The organism is Terriglobales bacterium (assembly GCA_035573675.1).
Taxonomy (GTDB): domain Bacteria; phylum Acidobacteriota; class Terriglobia; order Terriglobales; family Acidobacteriaceae; genus DATMAB01.
The window spans coordinates 197087-212521 of the sequence record DATMAB010000010.1; the positions used below are offsets into that span (position 1 = coordinate 197087).

The following is a 15435-nucleotide window of genomic DNA, read 5'->3' on the forward strand; positions in this document are numbered from 1 at the left end:
CGGAATTGCCGAAGTGCCGAATTTGGAGATTTCAGATTCGGCACTTCACGCAGTGCGCCGCCTGCGCCTGTCGAACGCGACCCCTTAGTAATTGAATTCCTGCTTTTGATCCGCGCTCATCCGCGTGGATCCGCGGCGGACGATTTGGCCTCAGCGATTGGCCAGGGTCGCAATCTCTCCCAGCCCCAGCAACCGGTGGTCCGCCGTGACCAGGGTTAGGCCCAACACTTGAGCCGTGGCGGCCAGGAAGCGGTCGGCGGGATCTGGATGGGGCAGCGGCAACTGGTGCGCTGCCAGCACGATCTCATGCGTCAGCGGCGCCTCTTGCAGATGCGCGGTGGCCCGCGCCAGCCAAGCGGCCACCTCGCCCCGCAGGCGGATGCGCCCCTTGGCTTTCAGCAACAGCGCCTCCCACGTGCTGACGGGAGAGAGCCACAGTTCGTTCGAGCGATCGGCCAGCTCCCGGCGGACCCGTCGCCCAAGACGAGCCGGTTCGGCCAAGCTCCACAACCAGATGTGCGTATCGAGCAACAGTTTCAATCGCGCAGCGCCTCGAAGTCGGTCTCCTCGATGACCGGGGCCACAATGTCGCCGGTGATCGCCAGGGTGTCCGCCATGGACCCCAGCCACTCAGCGCCCCCGGCCGCAGGCGACGGCGGAACTAGCTCGGCCACCGGCTTGCCGAAGCGCGTGACCCGGATCGGCCTCCGGGTGCGGCGGACCTGCTCCAGCAGCGCCAGGCACTTGGCCTTGAACTCGGAGATGGCCACGTCTTTCATCCTAACAAATATACCATGGTCATATTTAATGGTCAACTCCAAAAGGAGCATGCGGATTGCCGAATTGTCGAGCCGTGACATGGTTGAGTTCTTGCTCTTGATCCGCTCATCCGCGTGGGTCCGCGGCGGAAGGGTTGGCCTTTCTTGGTAGCCGGCCTTTCACCTTGGCCGCACTCGCGCCAGCGACATTATTACGCCCGCGCCCAACAGCAGCACCGCGCCTTCGATCTGCGTCGATTGCCTGTGCAGGCGGTTGAATTCCACTCGCCGTGGGTCGTCGGCTGGCACTCTGTCGATCTCCACCATCGCCGCCCGCAACACTTTCATCTTCGGCATGAGGAGGAATTGTGAGACGAGCGTCAACACCAGCATGGCGTAGATCAGCAGGTGGCGCACCGCGAACGGCCGCGCATACCCTGCAGTCAGCCGCCCGTGGATCATCGAGCAGGCCGCAAACAGCGCGCCCGCGGCCATCCCCATGAAGTGCAACCGCGTCAGCGCCTCCACCACCACCGTGCCCGCCAGATGCCGCGACGGCAGCACGCTGAACAGCGTGGGCGCCACCACTGCGCCAAAGAACACGATCCCGCCCAGCCATACCACCAGCGCCGCCAGCATCAGGAAACGCAGGGATTGAGTCATTGAATCAGTGAATCAGTGGAAACACCTGTTTCGGGATTCTGGCTTCTCAATGAGTCAATGATTGACTGATTCAATGAGCGAATGTTGTTACACCGGTACGGGTACCGATTCTACGATGTCCTTCAGGATCTGCTCCGCCTGCTCGCTCTTCTTGAGCGTGGAGGCATAGCGCGCGTTGACCACCACGCGGTGGGCGAACACCGGAACGGCCAGAGACTTGAAGTCGGAGGGCTGCGCGAAGCTGCGTCCTTCCACGTAGGCCAGCGCCTGGGCCGCGCGGTAGAGCATGAGCGCGCCCCGCGGCGAGACCCCGAGCGAGAGGTGCTCCGAATCGCGCGTGCGCTGGACGATTTCCAGCGTGTAATCCACCAGCGCGTCGTCCACCTTCACCTGCGCGACTTCCTCCTGCATGGCGGTGACGTCGGCGCCGGTCATGACCGGCCGCAGGTGCTCGAGCTGCGCCATGCCCGCTTCCGAGCGCAGGATCTGCCGCTCGCTGGCCGCCTCCGGATAGCCCATCGAGACCCGCATCAGGAAGCGGTCCATCTGCGACTCCGGCAACGGATACGTCCCGTGATGCTCCACCGGGTTCTGCGTGGCGATCACCAGGAATGGCTGCGGCAGCGTGTAGCTGCGGCTGTCCACCGTCACCTGGCCTTCGTTCATCGCTTCCAGCAGCGCCGACTGCGTCTTGGGCGTGGTGCGGTTGATCTCATCCGCCAGCAGCACGTTGGTGAACACCGGCCCGGGCTTGAACTCGAAGCGCTGTTCCTGTGCCGAGTAGATGGAGATGCCCACTACGTCGGAGGGCAGCATGTCGCTGGTGAACTGGATGCGCTGGAAGCTGCAGTCCAGCGCCCGCGCCAGCGCGTGCGCCAGCGTGGTCTTGCCCACGCCGGGCACGCCCTCGATGAGCAGATGTCCGCGCGCCAGGATGCCCACCAGCGCCAGGCGCACCACGTCATCCTTGCCGCGGATCACCGTGCGCAGCGCCTGTTCCAGCCGCGCCACTCGCGCCGCCCGCGTCTCCATCCCGCTCTGTGTGCCGGTCGCCAACTCCTCTGTGTCTCTGTGCCTCTGTGGCTAGCTTTCCAGCTTCGCCTCCATGGTGATCTTGGCGTTCAGCAGCCGCGAGATCGGACAACCCGCCTTGGCGTTGGCCGCCGCCGTCTCAAACTTGCCCTTGTCGCCGCCGGGAATCTTCGCCGTCACATCCAGATGGATGGCCGTCACCGTCCACCCCGCCTCCAGTTTCTCCATCGTCAGTCTGGCGTTGGTGCGGATGCTCTCCGGCGTCATCCCCGCATTGCCCAGTTGCGCCGAGAGCGCCATGGAGAAGCATCCCGCGTGCGCCGCCGCCACCAGTTCTTCCGGGTTCGTGCCCGGAGTGTTCTCGAAGCGCGTGGTGAACGAATACGGAGTGTCCTTCAGCACTCCGCTGGGCGCTGAGATCGTGCCCTTGCCGTCTTTCAGTCCGCCTTTCCACACCGCACTCGCCTGCCGCTCCATGGTGCTCTCCTTAAGAGATTTTTCTCGGAACCGGGTCCTGGTGGTTCGGAGGGGCACGGCTTCAGCCGCGCCGTTGCGGGCCGTGTGCGAACACACGCCTTCAGCCGCCGAGGAAATCCGCCGAACCGATATCCCTGGAACCAGCTCTTATGAGTCCGCGCCGCTCTGGGCGCAGCCCATAAAGATACCACCTTCGCAGTCACGTCTCAGATGTCGGCTGCCGCTTATTGCTGATCGCTTATCGCCTTGTGCTGATTCGCTGATTCAACGATTCCGTCCCTGCTTCCTGCCTCCTTGTTTTCGCCCGTTACCATCGTGTTCACAGAATCAAGTTAGTTCTTGACACTCCCGCCCGCAGGGCCATAACGTTGCCGCAGTTTCACCGCATTCGGGCGATGCGGGCGGGCTCCCGTTTCAGCCCGCGTTTTCGTGGTGGTTTTCCGATAACAACCCGTTGAGGCGAGCCCGCGGCCGGCGGCCGCGACCACCCAGGAGGAATCGGCGTCTATGGTGATGAAACCCACCCACAAGAAGCTGCGGCTCGCTCTGACCGCTATCGCCGCACTGCAGGCCCTGATCAGCTACGAGCTGGTGTTCGCCGCCATGCGTCCCGGCGGCCGGTCTGCTTTCATCTTCGGGCTGCTGGGCGTGGTGTTCGCGCTGCTGAACCTGTATCTCGCCTTCCGTCTGAAGAAGCTGCTGCCCGACCACGCCGGTCGTGTCGTCAGCCTCACCATCGCCAGCGTTCTTTGGATGGGCGTTGCCTTCATCTTCGCCGTTGACGGCCTGCGCGACCCTCGCGGCTATATGCTCTTCGGCGCAATGGTTTTCGCCTGGTACACCGTGCGCAACCTCAAGCGCGCCAAAGGCGACTTCCCCACCGCCGAGGTCGCCAAGGAAGACCTCCCCAAGCCCAAAGCCTGACGACGGCCGTCATTCTTCAGCCTTCAGCTATCCGCCGAAAAGCGGAGGAGTGTTGGTTTGTATTCCTGCTCGCTGCGTCGTTCTGATGGTGGTTCGCTAGCCACTGACCACTGATCACCAGCCACTGGTTCAATAGAAATCCGCGCAGCTCAGAAAGAATCCGCATTGCGGGCAGACCAGCTTGCAGTGCCGGTCCACCAGCCGCGAGGAGCAGGTCGGGCAATGCCGGATGGCCGGTTCGGTGGCGCTCGGCCGGTGCTCCGCCGCGCGCCGCGTTTCGTCCGTCGAACCTGGGTCCGCTTCGCGCGGACGCGACGACCGGGGTTTCTCGCTCACATCCGCATTGTAGCCCGGCTTCGCATGGGGCAGAAAACAGTAAGGGCGAGGCGCACGGCCTCGCCCCCAAGAATCAGATCCGGCCGGTTATTCCAGCGCTTTGTTGCGCCGGTCGCGCTCCTCCAGCGTCCAGATGACAAACGTGAACACCTTGTGTCCGCCGCCGAAGTCCAGTTCATAGACCTCGGTTCCGCCGTTGCGCGAGCGGGCCACCAGTCGGCCCCACTGCCCCGGGCCTTCGAAGTCAATGGCGTTCATCGCGTTCGGATGCCGGCTCACCGTCTGGCCCACGGTCGTGGTGCTGTCCAGGTGGGCATAGATCGTTTCGAGTTGCTGGTAGTCGTGCGAATTGGGATGCTCGTTCGAAGGCGGACCATCGGGATCGTCGGTGTAATCCATGCAGGTCCCCAGGTTGCCGTTGTCGAAGTTCTCGTCCTGATGGTCGAGGCCGAAGGTGTGCCCAATCTCCTGGCACATCACCAGCCGCCGCCATGCCGTCGAGTTGTACGGCGGATTGTTGTGGTAGAAGTCGTTGAGCTTCACCACGCCCTGGGTGATGTGGCTGCCGCTCGCCCAAATCTGCGCCAGCCCCAGCCAGCCGTTGTTGCCGTAGCTGGCGTTACAGACCTCGACGCGCCCGCTCGTCGGCCGGCAGTTCTTGGGCCGCGGATTCCCGCCGGCCACAATCGTGGTGTTCAGCACGCTCGACGCGCTCCAGTCGCTCGAAGCCGTAGCCAGCATCGGATCCCAGGTGGAACTGACGTTATCGCCCAGCTTCAGGGTGAACGGATTGGCGGTGCGCGCCCAGTGGTAGTTGCCCCAAGAGTGACTCGCGTACAGCACCGTGGCAAGCGCCAGAAGCGCCAACCCAACGGCCAGCACGCGCACGAGTGTGCGACGAGAACTTGTCATGCTCAATGCCTCCAGAATTGCGGTGTGAGATGCCCCCAACCCCTCGTGAGGGACCGAGAAGTATGCGCAGCATCTTAATGTCACAGCCTTCCGTGATGCAATACCACCAAGGTGCCTGCCCCGCCCTGGCCGACCGGCCCCTTAACCCGTTGATGCAGTAGCTTCTAGCTCCTGGCTTCTAGCTCCTGGCTTCTAGCTCCTGGCTCTTGGCTCCTGGCTAATTGCTATCGCTCTCCGCTTTGCGCTTTCCGCTTTCCGCCTTCAGTTCACAGTTCATAGTTCGCGGCTCGCAGTTACTTGTTCCGCGCCCATCCGCGTGCATCCGCGGCGAAAGGCTTTTGTCCTTTTTTCTTGGCTCTTGGCTCCTGGCTAATTGCTATCGCTCTCCGCTTTGCGCTCTCCGCCTTCAGTTGACAGTTCATAGTTCGCGGCTCGCAGTTACTTGTTCCGCGCCCCTCCACGTTCATCCGCAGCGAAAGGCTTTTGCCTTTTCACGGATAGCGGATGGCGGGGAGCGCCTTTTGCCTTTTCTGGCCACTGGCCACTGACCACTGGCCACTGATCACTGCTTTCTGGGTTCTTCGCTCGACCAGGCGGCGAACACCAGCATGCGCCAGTCGCCCGCCGCTTGCCGCTGCCACACCACCAGGTAGCGGCCGCGGTCGCGTTTCCGGCTGCCGTCGTCCTGGTGCAGGCTCACGGCATAGCGGCCCACGTCGTAGGCCAGGTCGCCGGCGCGCTGGATGAAGTCGATCTGCAGCGTGAAGTCGCTCGCGCCCTTTTCCAGCGACCCGCGCAGGAACTCGCGGATGCGCGCCCGCCCGTGGATAGGATCATCGTGCGCCGGCAGGTAGAGCGCGTCTTTGGCGTAGAGGTCGACCACCTTGTCGAGGTCGCCGGCGTTCCAGTCGCGCATCCACTGCTCGCTCAGCTTCCAGATGACGACTTCGGCGTCCTCGTACGGATTGGCGGCACTGCTCACAACTCACCCTCGGGGATTGCGCCCAGCATAGGACGCCCCCTCAGCCTGCGCAATCTCTTACCCGCTCCTGGCCTGTCCGATGGATGGTGAACCTCCTGGCCATTACGAGGTTACTTTCGTGACCGGGAGCGCTCTCCGCCTTCCGCCTTCCGCTGTCCGCTTTTTCGCCGCGGATTCACGCGGAGGGACGCGGATGGACACCGCGCGGGGGAGAGATAGGGTGATCGGATTCGCCACCGTTCTGCGGGGAGACGCCGCGGTGGTGGGGATCCTGGGCAGGGAGGTCGGTGACCATGTCGTACTTGTGGAAGCCGAAGTGGACGTTCTTGAGGTTGGCGGCGGCGGTCTGGAGCAGGTAGCCGAGGGCGGTGGCCTTGCCGGAGTCGAGGCGGTCGTCGGCGAGGGCGCGGATGATGTCGAGCAGGGCGACCTGGATGGCGTTGCCGTCCTCGAGCGGCGGGATGTCGAGGTTCACGGTGGCACGGCGAGCCTCGTAGTGGTAGTAGCAGAAGCGCTGGCCGCGGAGGGCGGGAGAGCCGCAGCGCCTTCCATCGGTGCGGATGTAGTGACAGGTGGGAATGTTCGCGTTCATGGTTTCTCGTTTCTGGTTTCAGGTTTCACGTCCAAGCAAAAGCGTTTGGCCACGGATGGACACGGATTGACGCGGATCGGGTCTTCAGGGCAAGGACTGCGTTTTGGAATCCGTGTTCATCGGCTTTGATCCATGGCGAAAAAGGTCTTCGCCTTTCAATGATTCAATGACCCGATGATTGAATGATTCAATCGGTGTACCCCACCCCTCCCCCTATACCCGTGGTCTTTAAGAATCAGCGAGATAGGGGCGGCGATGCGGCCAGGTCTTTGACTCCCAAGGGGTTAGGTCTGCGGTCTTTGAAAACAAAGTAGTTATTTTCTCTTCGTCAATATATCTACAGAGATTATATCTTATTGGATGCGGTTGTCAAGGGAAAAGTTGCAGGGGGGACGCTGTAAACCAAAGTGCGGCGTGAGCGCTCCCGTTGTTGCGGGCATGCACTTCTTAGTCGGGTAGCAACTCCATGTGGTCTCGGAGGAAACTGCCTCGTTTGTCCAGGAGAAACGTATAGCGACCCGTCTTGAGACCACTCAAGATGACATCCCTCTCTACACCCACAACCAAGTCCTGGCAAATGTGGTGCATGATTGCTCCGTGGATCTGATGTTGCCAGTTCTCCAACTGCCATACCTCGGGCCGGTAAGCAACAATCTTGTATTCGCCCGATATCCGATCAAACTCGGAAAAGAACCTCGGCCTCTCGCTCAGTTGAATGTTGATGGAAGCTAGCCGAGCAGCAATCTCGCGCAGCTGCAAAGGCGACAGAGGGCCATCAAGTCTTTTCAACTCCTCCGAGTAAATCTGGAGAGCGGCCTGAGAATCATTGAAAACAGCGATGATTGCAACGTCATCCAGTCGCAAGAGCATGGTTTGGGCCAATGAAAGGTCGCCGTAGTCAAAGCTCTCAAAATGCGGCCGAACCTTTGCTGGAAGCACCAGTAGCGAACCGGCGACTTCCGCGGCTATGTTGCAGCCCGTGTAGAAGGCTCGAGCGATGCAGTGGAGATGATGCAAGTCCTCCCAGCTGTGGAATTCAGCAATCTTGGCATCGCCTTTGCGTTTGTCGCGACAAAAGCTGAGGTTCTTGTCCTTGAGATGTGTCTTAAGAAAAATCAAGGACATCCACATAAAGAGTCGCCATGGCCCATACTTCTTGAATTCACTTGATAATCCCTCGGTGCCTTGTGAGAACATTTCACTCATGGGTTTCTCTATGTTGCTTCCCATTGTGCTGTTGCACTCGACACAACAGGGTATCTTCATCTGACCGTACCGAAGGCCTGTGTTGTTCGGGATTGTGATGGTCTTGTCGTGCAATTTGTAGCGTTTCAGAATCCAATCAGGAAGCACATGTTCATCGTTGAATGGGGCGGTTCCCGGTTTCGCGCCACAAATAAAACAGTGATCCCCTGTAGCGATCTCTGAAATGAAACGATGAAGGCTAAACAATGTGATGCGCCCCTTATGGTCTACTACAGAGCCATCGGGCATCATTTCAAATCTAATTGGGACAATCATCTTTCAGGCCTATGAAACAAATAAGGCACGGCGTTGGCCGTGCCCTCCCTACACGTCCTGAACGTCTTCTAACTGCTCACCACTTGTTGCCCTCAGGGGCTAAAGCCCGCGAGGTTGTTGCTCTTTCCTGCAGGGCTAAAGCCCTGCTCCACCCGATTCTCCGCGATCTCTGCGGTCTCGGCGGTGAATCCTTTCTACGAACATCCGCTCGTCGCGCCACAACTCATGCACCGGTAACACGACCCGTTGCGGGTCATAATCGCGCCGCAGACGTGGCAGGAAGGCGCGTCGCCCATGTCCACCAAGTCGCGGAGAGCGTCAGCGGGGTGGGCCGAAGTTCTCAGTTCTCGGTTCTCAGTTCTCAGAGAAGGCGGAACCTCGGAGGCTGCGGACGCACCGGGAGCTTCTGCACCCGGAGCGGTGGCGGCTTGGGCCTTGAGCCGCAGGTCCTCGAACAGGAACTGCTGCTGGCCGGTGAGGAAGCGCAGCTCCAGCCAGCGGAAGATGTAGTCCATCACGCTCTTGGCGTAGCCGATGTCGGGGTTGGTGGACCAGCCCGAGGGCTCAAAGCGGGTGTGCGCGAACTTCTCGCACAACAGCTTCAGCGGGACGCCGTGCTGCAAGGCGATGGAGACGGCGCAGGCGAAGCTATCCATGAGCCCGCTGACGGTCGAGCCTTCCTTGGCCATGGTGATGAAAATCTCGCCCGGGGAGCCGTCCTTGTAGACGCCCACGGTGATGTAGCCCTCGTGCCCGCCCACGTTGAACTTGTGCGTGAGCGAGCGGCGCTCCTCCGGCAGACGATGGCGGACGGCGCGCGGCGGCGCGGCCGATTCTTCGACCGGCTCCGCTTCCGCTTCCTTCGCGGCTTCTTTGGAGACCAGCCGCAGCCCGGCGGCGCCGCTTTTGCCAGATTCGGCGGTGGCGGTGCCGGCGGCGGAGAGCGGCTGCGCCTTCTTGCAGCCATCGCGGTAGATGGCGACGGCCTTGAGGCCCAGCTTCCAGGACTGGATGTAAGCGTCCATGATCTCTTCCACCGTGGCCGATTCGGGCAGGTTGACGGTCTTGGAGATGGCGCCGGAGATGAACGGCTGCACCGCGGCCATCATCCGGAGATGGCCCATGTAATGGATGCTGCGCGTGCCCTTGGCGGGCTTGAAGGAGCAATCGAACACCGGCAGATGCTCGTCCTTGATTCCCGGCGCGCCTTCGATGGTGCCGGTGGCGTCGATGTAGCTGACGATGGCGTTGGCCTGCTCGTGGGTGTACCCCAGCTTGAACAGCGCCAGAGGCACGGTGTTGTTCACGATCTTGATCATGCCGCCGCCCACCAGCTTCTTGTACTTCACCAGCGCCAGATCCGGCTCGACGCCGGTGGTATCGCAATCCATCATGAAGCCGATGGTGCCGGTGGGGGCGAGGACGGTGACCTGGGAGTTGCGATATCCGAACTTCTCGCCCAGGGCGAGAGCCTGGTCCCAGCAGTCGCGGGAGGCGGCGATGAGCTCGGGAAGCTGGGAAGAACCGGTTTCGAGCTTCGAGTTTCGAGTTTCGAGCGAGGCGCCGATGTGGTTGACGGAGGCGCGGTGCATGCGGATGACGTCCAAGAAGGGCTCGCGGTTGACGTAGAAGCCCGGACATGCGCCGCCGGTGATTTCGGCCTTCTGGCAGAAATCGGTAGCGGGGGCGAGCGCGGGGCAGTGCTCGGCGATGCGGGCGGACTGGAGATAGGCCTCGCCGCACATGATGGCAGTGACGCAGGCGGCGAAGTCGCGGCCGGCGTCGGAGTCGTAGGGCAGGCCGGCGGCCATCAGCAGGGCGCCGAGATTGGCGTAGCCCAGGCCGAGCGGGCGGTAGTCATGCGAGTTGCGGGCGATGGCTTCGGTGGGGTAGCTGGCGCCATCGACCAGGATCTCCTGGGCGGTGATGATGACGTCGACGGCGTGGCGGTAAGCCTCGACGTCGAAGCTGCCGTTGCGGGCGAACTTCATGAGGTTGAGGCTGGCCAGGTTGCAGGCAGAGTCGTCGAGGAACATGTACTCCGAGCACGGATTGGAAGCGTTGATGCGGGCGGTGTGCTTGGAGGTGTGCCAGCGATTGATGGTGGTATCGAACTGCATGCCGGGATCGCCGCACTGCCAGGTGGCCTGGGCGATCTTGCGCAGCAGGTCGCGCGCCTTATAGGTGTGCACGGGACGATGGTCGCGGACGCTGAAGGTGGTGAAATCGGCGTCGCGCTCGACCGCGAGCATGAAGTCATCGGTGACGCGCACGGAGTTGTTGGCGTTCTGGAAGAAGACGGAGGAGTAGGCTTCGGCGTCGGGGGAGTGGCCGTCGTAGCCGGCCTGCACCAGGGCCCAGGCCTTGGCTTCTTCCTTGGCCTTGCACTCGATGAACTCGACGATATCAGGATGGTCGATGTTGAGGATGACCATCTTGGCGGCGCGTCGGGTCTTGCCGCCGCTCTTGATGACGCCGGCAAAGGCATCGTAGCCCTTCATGAAGCTCAGGGGCCCGGAGGCGGTGCCGCCGCCGGCCAGCGCTTCCGAAGAAGAGCGCAGCGTGGAGAGATTGGTGCCGGTGCCGGAGCCGAACTTGAACAGCATGCCCTCGGTCTTGGCGAGGGTGAGGATGCTGTCGAGCGAATCCTGCACGGAGTTGATGAAGCAGGCCGAGCACTGCGGGTTGCGGTAGCCGGTGCGGGCGAACTCGACGCGGGCGGTGGCCGGGTTCCAGTGCCAGTTGGTGGCGTCGGCATCGGGTTCCAGGCGGTCGCAGCCGACGTTGAACCAGACGGGGGAATTGAAGGCGGCGTACTGGTTGAGCAGCAGGTAGGTGAGCTCGTCGTGGAAGATGGCGGCATCCACCGGGGTGCGGAAGTAGCCGGCGGCAACGCCCCAGTCGCGGATGGTCTCGGCGACGCGGCTGATGAGCTGGCGGACGCTGGATTCACGCTCCGGGGTGCCGAGGCGGCCGTGGAGGTATTTTGACGCCACGATGTTGGTGGCGGTCATGGACCAGTCCTTGGGGACCTCGACGTCCTTCTGCTCGAAGATGACGTTGCCCTGGGCGTCGGTGATGAGGGCGGTGCGCAGTTCCCACTCGATCTGGTCGTAGGGCGAGACACCGCCCTGGGTGAAATAACGGCGAAAGGCGAGGCCGGGGGCAGACTTCTTGGCGGCCGTCTTTTCGGCGGCGGGAGCGGCGCCGGTCTGCTGGTTGACCTTCACGACGACAGGGCTGGGACCCGGGGTCCCGATCTTCGGTGTGATGTCGCCCATCTCTATTCTCCTCTTTCAGAACAGGGTGTGCCAGTGCCCACGGCGGAACCTCAGAAGCCAGCGGGCAGCGGCGAAGGACGCAGATCCTTCGAATGACGATTGACGATTTTGGGATTGACGATTGAGGGCGGCGGAAGTGCGCTGCCGCCGAATGGGTCGCCCGAAGCGTCGCTACTGAGCGCGGCGGCGGAATCGGAAGCGGCGGCCAACCAGTGCGCGAGCGCGGCGGCGACGGCACGGCGGCGGCCGGGATCGGCGATGGCGGCGTAGCGCACGTAGCAGCGGCCCTCCTGAAGCTTGGCGCGCACCGGGCTTTCGGCCGCGAACAGACGGCTGAGGGCGCGGGCGAGGTCCTCGGCCTCGGCCACGTGGAAGAGCGCGAGCATGCGGCGGGCGGCGGCGCCGGCGGGCGCGGCGACCTCCTCGGCGAGGGCGAACACGCCCGGCTGGTGCGGAACCAGCAGCAGGCTGAAGCTGGACTCGCACCGCGACCAGGGAGACCAGTTCAGGCCGGTCTCGGCACCGGGGTCGACCGGGAGCGTGGAGGGCGTCGGGCGAAGGGCATCGGCTTCCATGGGTTCGAGCTGACCTCCGAATTAGTGTGGTAACCCCTGTCTCTTGACCACAGGGAGGGCGTCCCGCCGCGGGGTCCCGTTGCCGGGACGAGGAGGCAAGATGGAGCCTCTCGGGCGCCCGGGAAGCCCCGGAACACCCTCTTTCCTTGTGCCTATCCCCTCAAGAATCGCGACCGGCAACCACCCCGGCGCGACGGGGGCCACCGCATGAAATCAGCCCCAAAAAGCGGGCTGGAACGCGACCCTCACCCCGAAGGCGCGTTGCACGTGGGAAGGGACAATACTCCCACATATAGGGCGTGTCAAGAGGATATCGCTACATATTGTAGCATGCGTGTCTTTACCCTCCAGATGCGCCCTGGACCGCGAAAAGCGCTGTGCAAATCGAGGCGGCCTTCGCCAAGTCCGCTTGGCTGGCGGTTGCGACGCGTTTCGGTTGTGGCTGGAGAAGAACCGCGGCTGGAAGGTGACGCGGAGTGTACGCGGGGGATTCGCCGGACGTCAATGCAGAAAAATGGGGCAGTGGGAGATTGCCGAATTGCGGAACTCGGAATTGCCGAATCGGTAAAACCAGCGTGCTTCCTCTCCCACGTCTGCGCCGAAAAGCGTGGCGCAGACATGGGGCACCGCCAGCACTCGAAGGACTCTGCCCTAGCCGCCGGCGATGGCGCCGATGATGAAGAGGGGTTCAGCGCCGGAGGCGACGGCGGCGGGCAGCGCGGCCGCCGGCGGCTGGTGGGACAGGTCTTCCTCGCAAGCAAAGAAGCGCAGGAAGGGGCGGCGCTGGAGGGTGGCATGGTCGCGGATGGTGCCGCGCAGCATGGGGTAGCGGGCCTCGAGGGCGTCGAGGACGGAGCGCAGCGTGGCTTCGCCCTCGACGTCGAGACAGACTTCGCCATCCACTTTGGCCAGCGTGCGCAGATGATACGGAAGCACGACCCGGATCATGGCAGCGTCTGTACCTCCACGGAAAGCACGGCGGGAAGATCGCGCACGATGGGAGCCCAGGTGTCGCCGGCGTCGGCGGAGGCGTAGACCTGGCCTCCGGTGGTGCCGAAGTAGACGCCGCAGGCGTCGAGCGAGTCGACGGCCATGGCATCGCGCAGCACGTTGACGTAGCAGTTGCTCTGGGGAAGGCCCTCGGTAAGGGCTTCCCATTCATTGCCGCCGGTGCGGCTGCGATAGACGCGCAGGCTGCCCTCCAGCGGGTAGTGCTCGGAATCGCTCTTGATGGGAACGACGTAGAGGGTTTCCGGCTCGTGGGCGTGCACGTCAATGACGAAGCCGAAGTCGGTGGGCAGGTTGCCGCTGATCTCACGCCAGTTGTCGCCGGCGTCGTCGCTGCGCATGACGTCCCAGTGCTTCTGCATGAACAGAGTCTCGGGGCGGGAGCGATGCAGAGCGATGCGGTGCACGCAGTGGCCGACCTCGGCGTTGGGGTCGGGGATGTACTGCGAGACCAGGCCGCGGTTGATGGGCCGCCAGGTCTTGCCGGCGTCGTCGGTGCGGAAAGCGCCGGCGGCGGAGATGGCCACGAACATGCGGCCGTTGTCGCGGGGATCGAGCAGGATGGTGTGCAGGCACATGCCGCCCGCGCCGGGCTGCCACTTGGGCCCGGTACCGTGTCCGCGCAGTCCGGCGAGCTCGTGCCAGGACTTGCCGCCGTCAGTGGAGCGGAACAGGGCGGCGTCCTCGATGCCGGCGTAGACCGTGTCCGGGTCCTTGAGCGAGGGCTCAAGATGCCAGACGCGCTTGAACTCCCAGGGGTGCTGGGTGCCGTCGTACCACTGGTGGGTGGTGAGCGGCTTGCCGGTTTCCGGCGAGGTGTCGTAGACGAACTTGTTGCTTTCGCCCTTGGGCATGCCTTCGGGGATGGTGACGGTCTCGCCTGGCGGCGTGCCGGGCTGATGCCAGGTCTTGCCGCCGTCGTCGGAGCGCTGAATGATCTGCCCGAACCAGCCGCTGGTCTGCGAGCAGTACAGCCGGTTGGGATCGGCGGGCGATCCCTTGAGGTGGTAGATCTCCCAGCCGGCAAAGAAAGGACCGGCGACCTCCCAGTTCTTGCGTTTGCCGTCCGAGGTGAGAATGAAAGCGCCTTTGCGAGTGCCAACCAAAACCCTGACTCCGCTCATGGAATCCACGCTCCTTGCGTTGAATTTATTGTGCCGCGCTGTTGTTGGACCTGCCGGTTCGAAGAGTTCGGCTCTCAGGCGTCGACCAGGACCTTGAATCCGCCATAGGCCATGCGCTTGACGTCGAAGGGCATCTTCTTGCCATCCATCATCGCAGCCAGGCGCGGATCCTTCATGACCTTGGCGTTGACGCGATCGCGATGGCGGCGCGACTTGAAGACGATGTAGGAGAAAAATACCGTCTCGCCGGGCTTGAGCTTCATGACGCGCGGGAACGGAAGCCCGAACTTGACCTTGAGGTCTTCGCCAACGCATTCCTTGTAGTCGAGGGCGCCGTGCTCGCGCCACACCTTGCCCGCCGCGCGGGCCAGGCGGGAATACGCCGCCAGATTCTTCTTCGGTACTGCCAGAACAAAGCCATCCACGTAGCTCATCATTGTCCTCCGATCAGGTGCTGACACTTACCTGCCTGCTTACATGTTGTGCTTTACCTCAGCCGGTACCTTTGAGGTCGTGAAGCAGTGCGTGCGATGAGTTTCCGGCCTTCCAGATCGAGCTTCACGGTTTCGCCGTACCAACTGACGTTGCCGGGAAATCTGCCCTTGAGCTTGCGATTGAGCCGACTGAACAGTTCCGTATGCGTGAGTTCGGCCCCCTCGAGGGCCGCCAGGATGGCTTGCTTCATGGAATCGTACTTCTGCTTGCTGATGTGCAAGCCGCGCTTACCCTGAGGATGTTTGGTGAGTATTCTCAGTTCGGTCATTGCGGTCCTCATGCCTGCTCGTACGCCTGGCGCAGGGCCTGGATGTCGATTTTTTTCATCTTGAGCATGGCTTCCATGACTCTCGTGGATTTTCCGGGATCGGGATCGCTGAGCATCTCGCCCAGGATAGTGGGATTGATCTGCCAGGAGAGGCCGTACTTGTCTTTCAGCCAGCCGCACGGCCCTTCTTCTCCGCCGGCCGAGAGCTTGGCCCAGAACTCGTCCACTTCCTGCTGGGTCTGGCACTCCACGGAGAAGGATACGGCCTCAGTGAACTTGAAATGCGGCCCGCCGTTCAGCGCGATGAATTCCTGTCCATCGAGCTGGAAGACCACGGTCATCACGCTGCCTTTGGGCCCGGGTCCAGCCTCTCCGTAACGAGAGATTTTCACGATCTTCGAGTTCTTGAAGATGGAGACGTAGAACCTGGCCGCTTCCTCGGCCTGAGTGTCGAACCACAGGAATGGAGTGATTCTGGGCATCGGTG

18 protein-coding genes are annotated in these 15435 nt (G+C 62.6%); 1 reads left to right on the forward strand and 17 read right to left on the reverse strand.

Annotated elements, in window-relative coordinates; genetic code table 11:
- Positions 1-150 precede the first annotated feature (150 nt).
- The 5 genes from VNK82_02985 to VNK82_03005 all read right to left on the reverse strand — a co-directional run bounded on the left by VNK82_02985 (position 151) and on the right by VNK82_03005 (position 2930).
- Entirely contained in the window at positions 151-540 is a 390-nt protein-coding gene (locus VNK82_02985; protein ID HXE89906.1) for a type II toxin-antitoxin system VapC family toxin, read from the reverse strand.
- A complete protein-coding gene (locus tag VNK82_02990; protein ID HXE89907.1) occupies positions 537-779 on the reverse strand; it encodes a type II toxin-antitoxin system Phd/YefM family antitoxin in 243 nt (80 codons plus the stop codon). The genes VNK82_02985 and VNK82_02990 overlap by 4 nt, the downstream gene beginning before the upstream one ends.
- 159 nt (positions 780-938) lie before the next feature.
- Positions 939-1421 carry a DUF4149 domain-containing protein gene (locus VNK82_02995; protein HXE89908.1) on the reverse strand — a complete coding sequence of 161 codons (483 nt, stop codon included), beginning with the start codon at positions 1419-1421 and terminating at the stop codon, positions 939-941.
- An 87-nt stretch (positions 1422-1508) separates the two neighbouring features.
- A complete protein-coding gene (locus tag VNK82_03000) occupies positions 1509-2477 on the reverse strand; it encodes a MoxR family ATPase (GenBank protein ID HXE89909.1) in 969 nt (322 codons plus the stop codon).
- Positions 2478-2504: 27 nt separating this feature from the next.
- Positions 2505-2930, reverse strand: coding sequence for an OsmC family protein (locus VNK82_03005; protein HXE89910.1), 426 nt, complete (start codon positions 2928-2930; stop codon positions 2505-2507).
- A 507-nt stretch (positions 2931-3437) separates the two neighbouring features.
- Here VNK82_03005 and VNK82_03010 point away from each other — a divergent pair.
- Complete coding sequence (locus VNK82_03010) at positions 3438-3854, forward strand: hypothetical protein (protein HXE89911.1); 417 nt, start codon at positions 3438-3440, stop codon at positions 3852-3854.
- Between the two features lie 129 nt (positions 3855-3983).
- Here VNK82_03010 and VNK82_03015 read toward each other — a convergent pair whose 3' ends face one another.
- The 12 genes from VNK82_03015 to VNK82_03070 all read right to left on the reverse strand — a co-directional run bounded on the left by VNK82_03015 (position 3984) and on the right by VNK82_03070 (position 15430).
- Positions 3984-4190, reverse strand: a complete 207-nt coding sequence (locus tag VNK82_03015; GenBank protein HXE89912.1) for a hypothetical protein — start codon at positions 4188-4190, stop codon at positions 3984-3986.
- 87 nt (positions 4191-4277) lie between these two features.
- A complete protein-coding gene (locus tag VNK82_03020; GenBank protein ID HXE89913.1) occupies positions 4278-5102 on the reverse strand; it encodes a hypothetical protein in 825 nt (274 codons plus the stop codon).
- 562 nt (positions 5103-5664) lie between these two features.
- Complete coding sequence (locus VNK82_03025) at positions 5665-6084, reverse strand: nuclear transport factor 2 family protein (protein HXE89914.1); 420 nt, start codon at positions 6082-6084, stop codon at positions 5665-5667.
- A 175-nt stretch (positions 6085-6259) separates the two neighbouring features.
- Positions 6260-6676 (reverse strand): hypothetical protein, encoded by a 417-nt coding sequence (locus VNK82_03030; GenBank protein ID HXE89915.1) that lies wholly within the window; start codon positions 6674-6676, stop codon positions 6260-6262.
- 447 nt (positions 6677-7123) lie between these two features.
- Entirely contained in the window at positions 7124-8173 is a 1050-nt protein-coding gene (locus VNK82_03035) for a hypothetical protein (GenBank protein HXE89916.1), read from the reverse strand.
- A 218-nt stretch (positions 8174-8391) separates the two neighbouring features.
- Positions 8392-11478, reverse strand: coding sequence for a vitamin B12-dependent ribonucleotide reductase (locus VNK82_03040; GenBank protein ID HXE89917.1), 3087 nt, complete (start codon positions 11476-11478; stop codon positions 8392-8394).
- Between the two features lie 50 nt (positions 11479-11528).
- Complete coding sequence (locus tag VNK82_03045; GenBank protein HXE89918.1) at positions 11529-12053, reverse strand: hypothetical protein; 525 nt, start codon at positions 12051-12053, stop codon at positions 11529-11531.
- Positions 12054-12704: 651 nt separating this feature from the next.
- Positions 12705-13001 carry a MoaD/ThiS family protein gene (locus tag VNK82_03050; GenBank protein ID HXE89919.1) on the reverse strand — a complete coding sequence of 99 codons (297 nt, stop codon included), beginning with the start codon at positions 12999-13001 and terminating at the stop codon, positions 12705-12707.
- A complete protein-coding gene (locus VNK82_03055) occupies positions 12998-14185 on the reverse strand; it encodes a hypothetical protein (protein ID HXE89920.1) in 1188 nt (395 codons plus the stop codon). Before VNK82_03055 ends, VNK82_03050 begins: the two co-directional genes overlap by 4 nt.
- Positions 14186-14259: 74 nt before the next feature.
- Positions 14260-14622, reverse strand: coding sequence for a DUF1428 domain-containing protein (locus tag VNK82_03060; protein HXE89921.1), 363 nt, complete (start codon positions 14620-14622; stop codon positions 14260-14262).
- A 50-nt stretch (positions 14623-14672) separates the two neighbouring features.
- On the reverse strand, positions 14673-14948 hold the full coding sequence (locus tag VNK82_03065) for a hypothetical protein (GenBank protein ID HXE89922.1): 276 nt from the start codon (positions 14946-14948) through the stop codon (positions 14673-14675).
- Between the two features lie 8 nt (positions 14949-14956).
- Positions 14957-15430 carry a VOC family protein gene (locus VNK82_03070; GenBank protein HXE89923.1) on the reverse strand — a complete coding sequence of 158 codons (474 nt, stop codon included), beginning with the start codon at positions 15428-15430 and terminating at the stop codon, positions 14957-14959.
- Between the last annotated feature and the right edge of the window lie 5 nt (positions 15431-15435).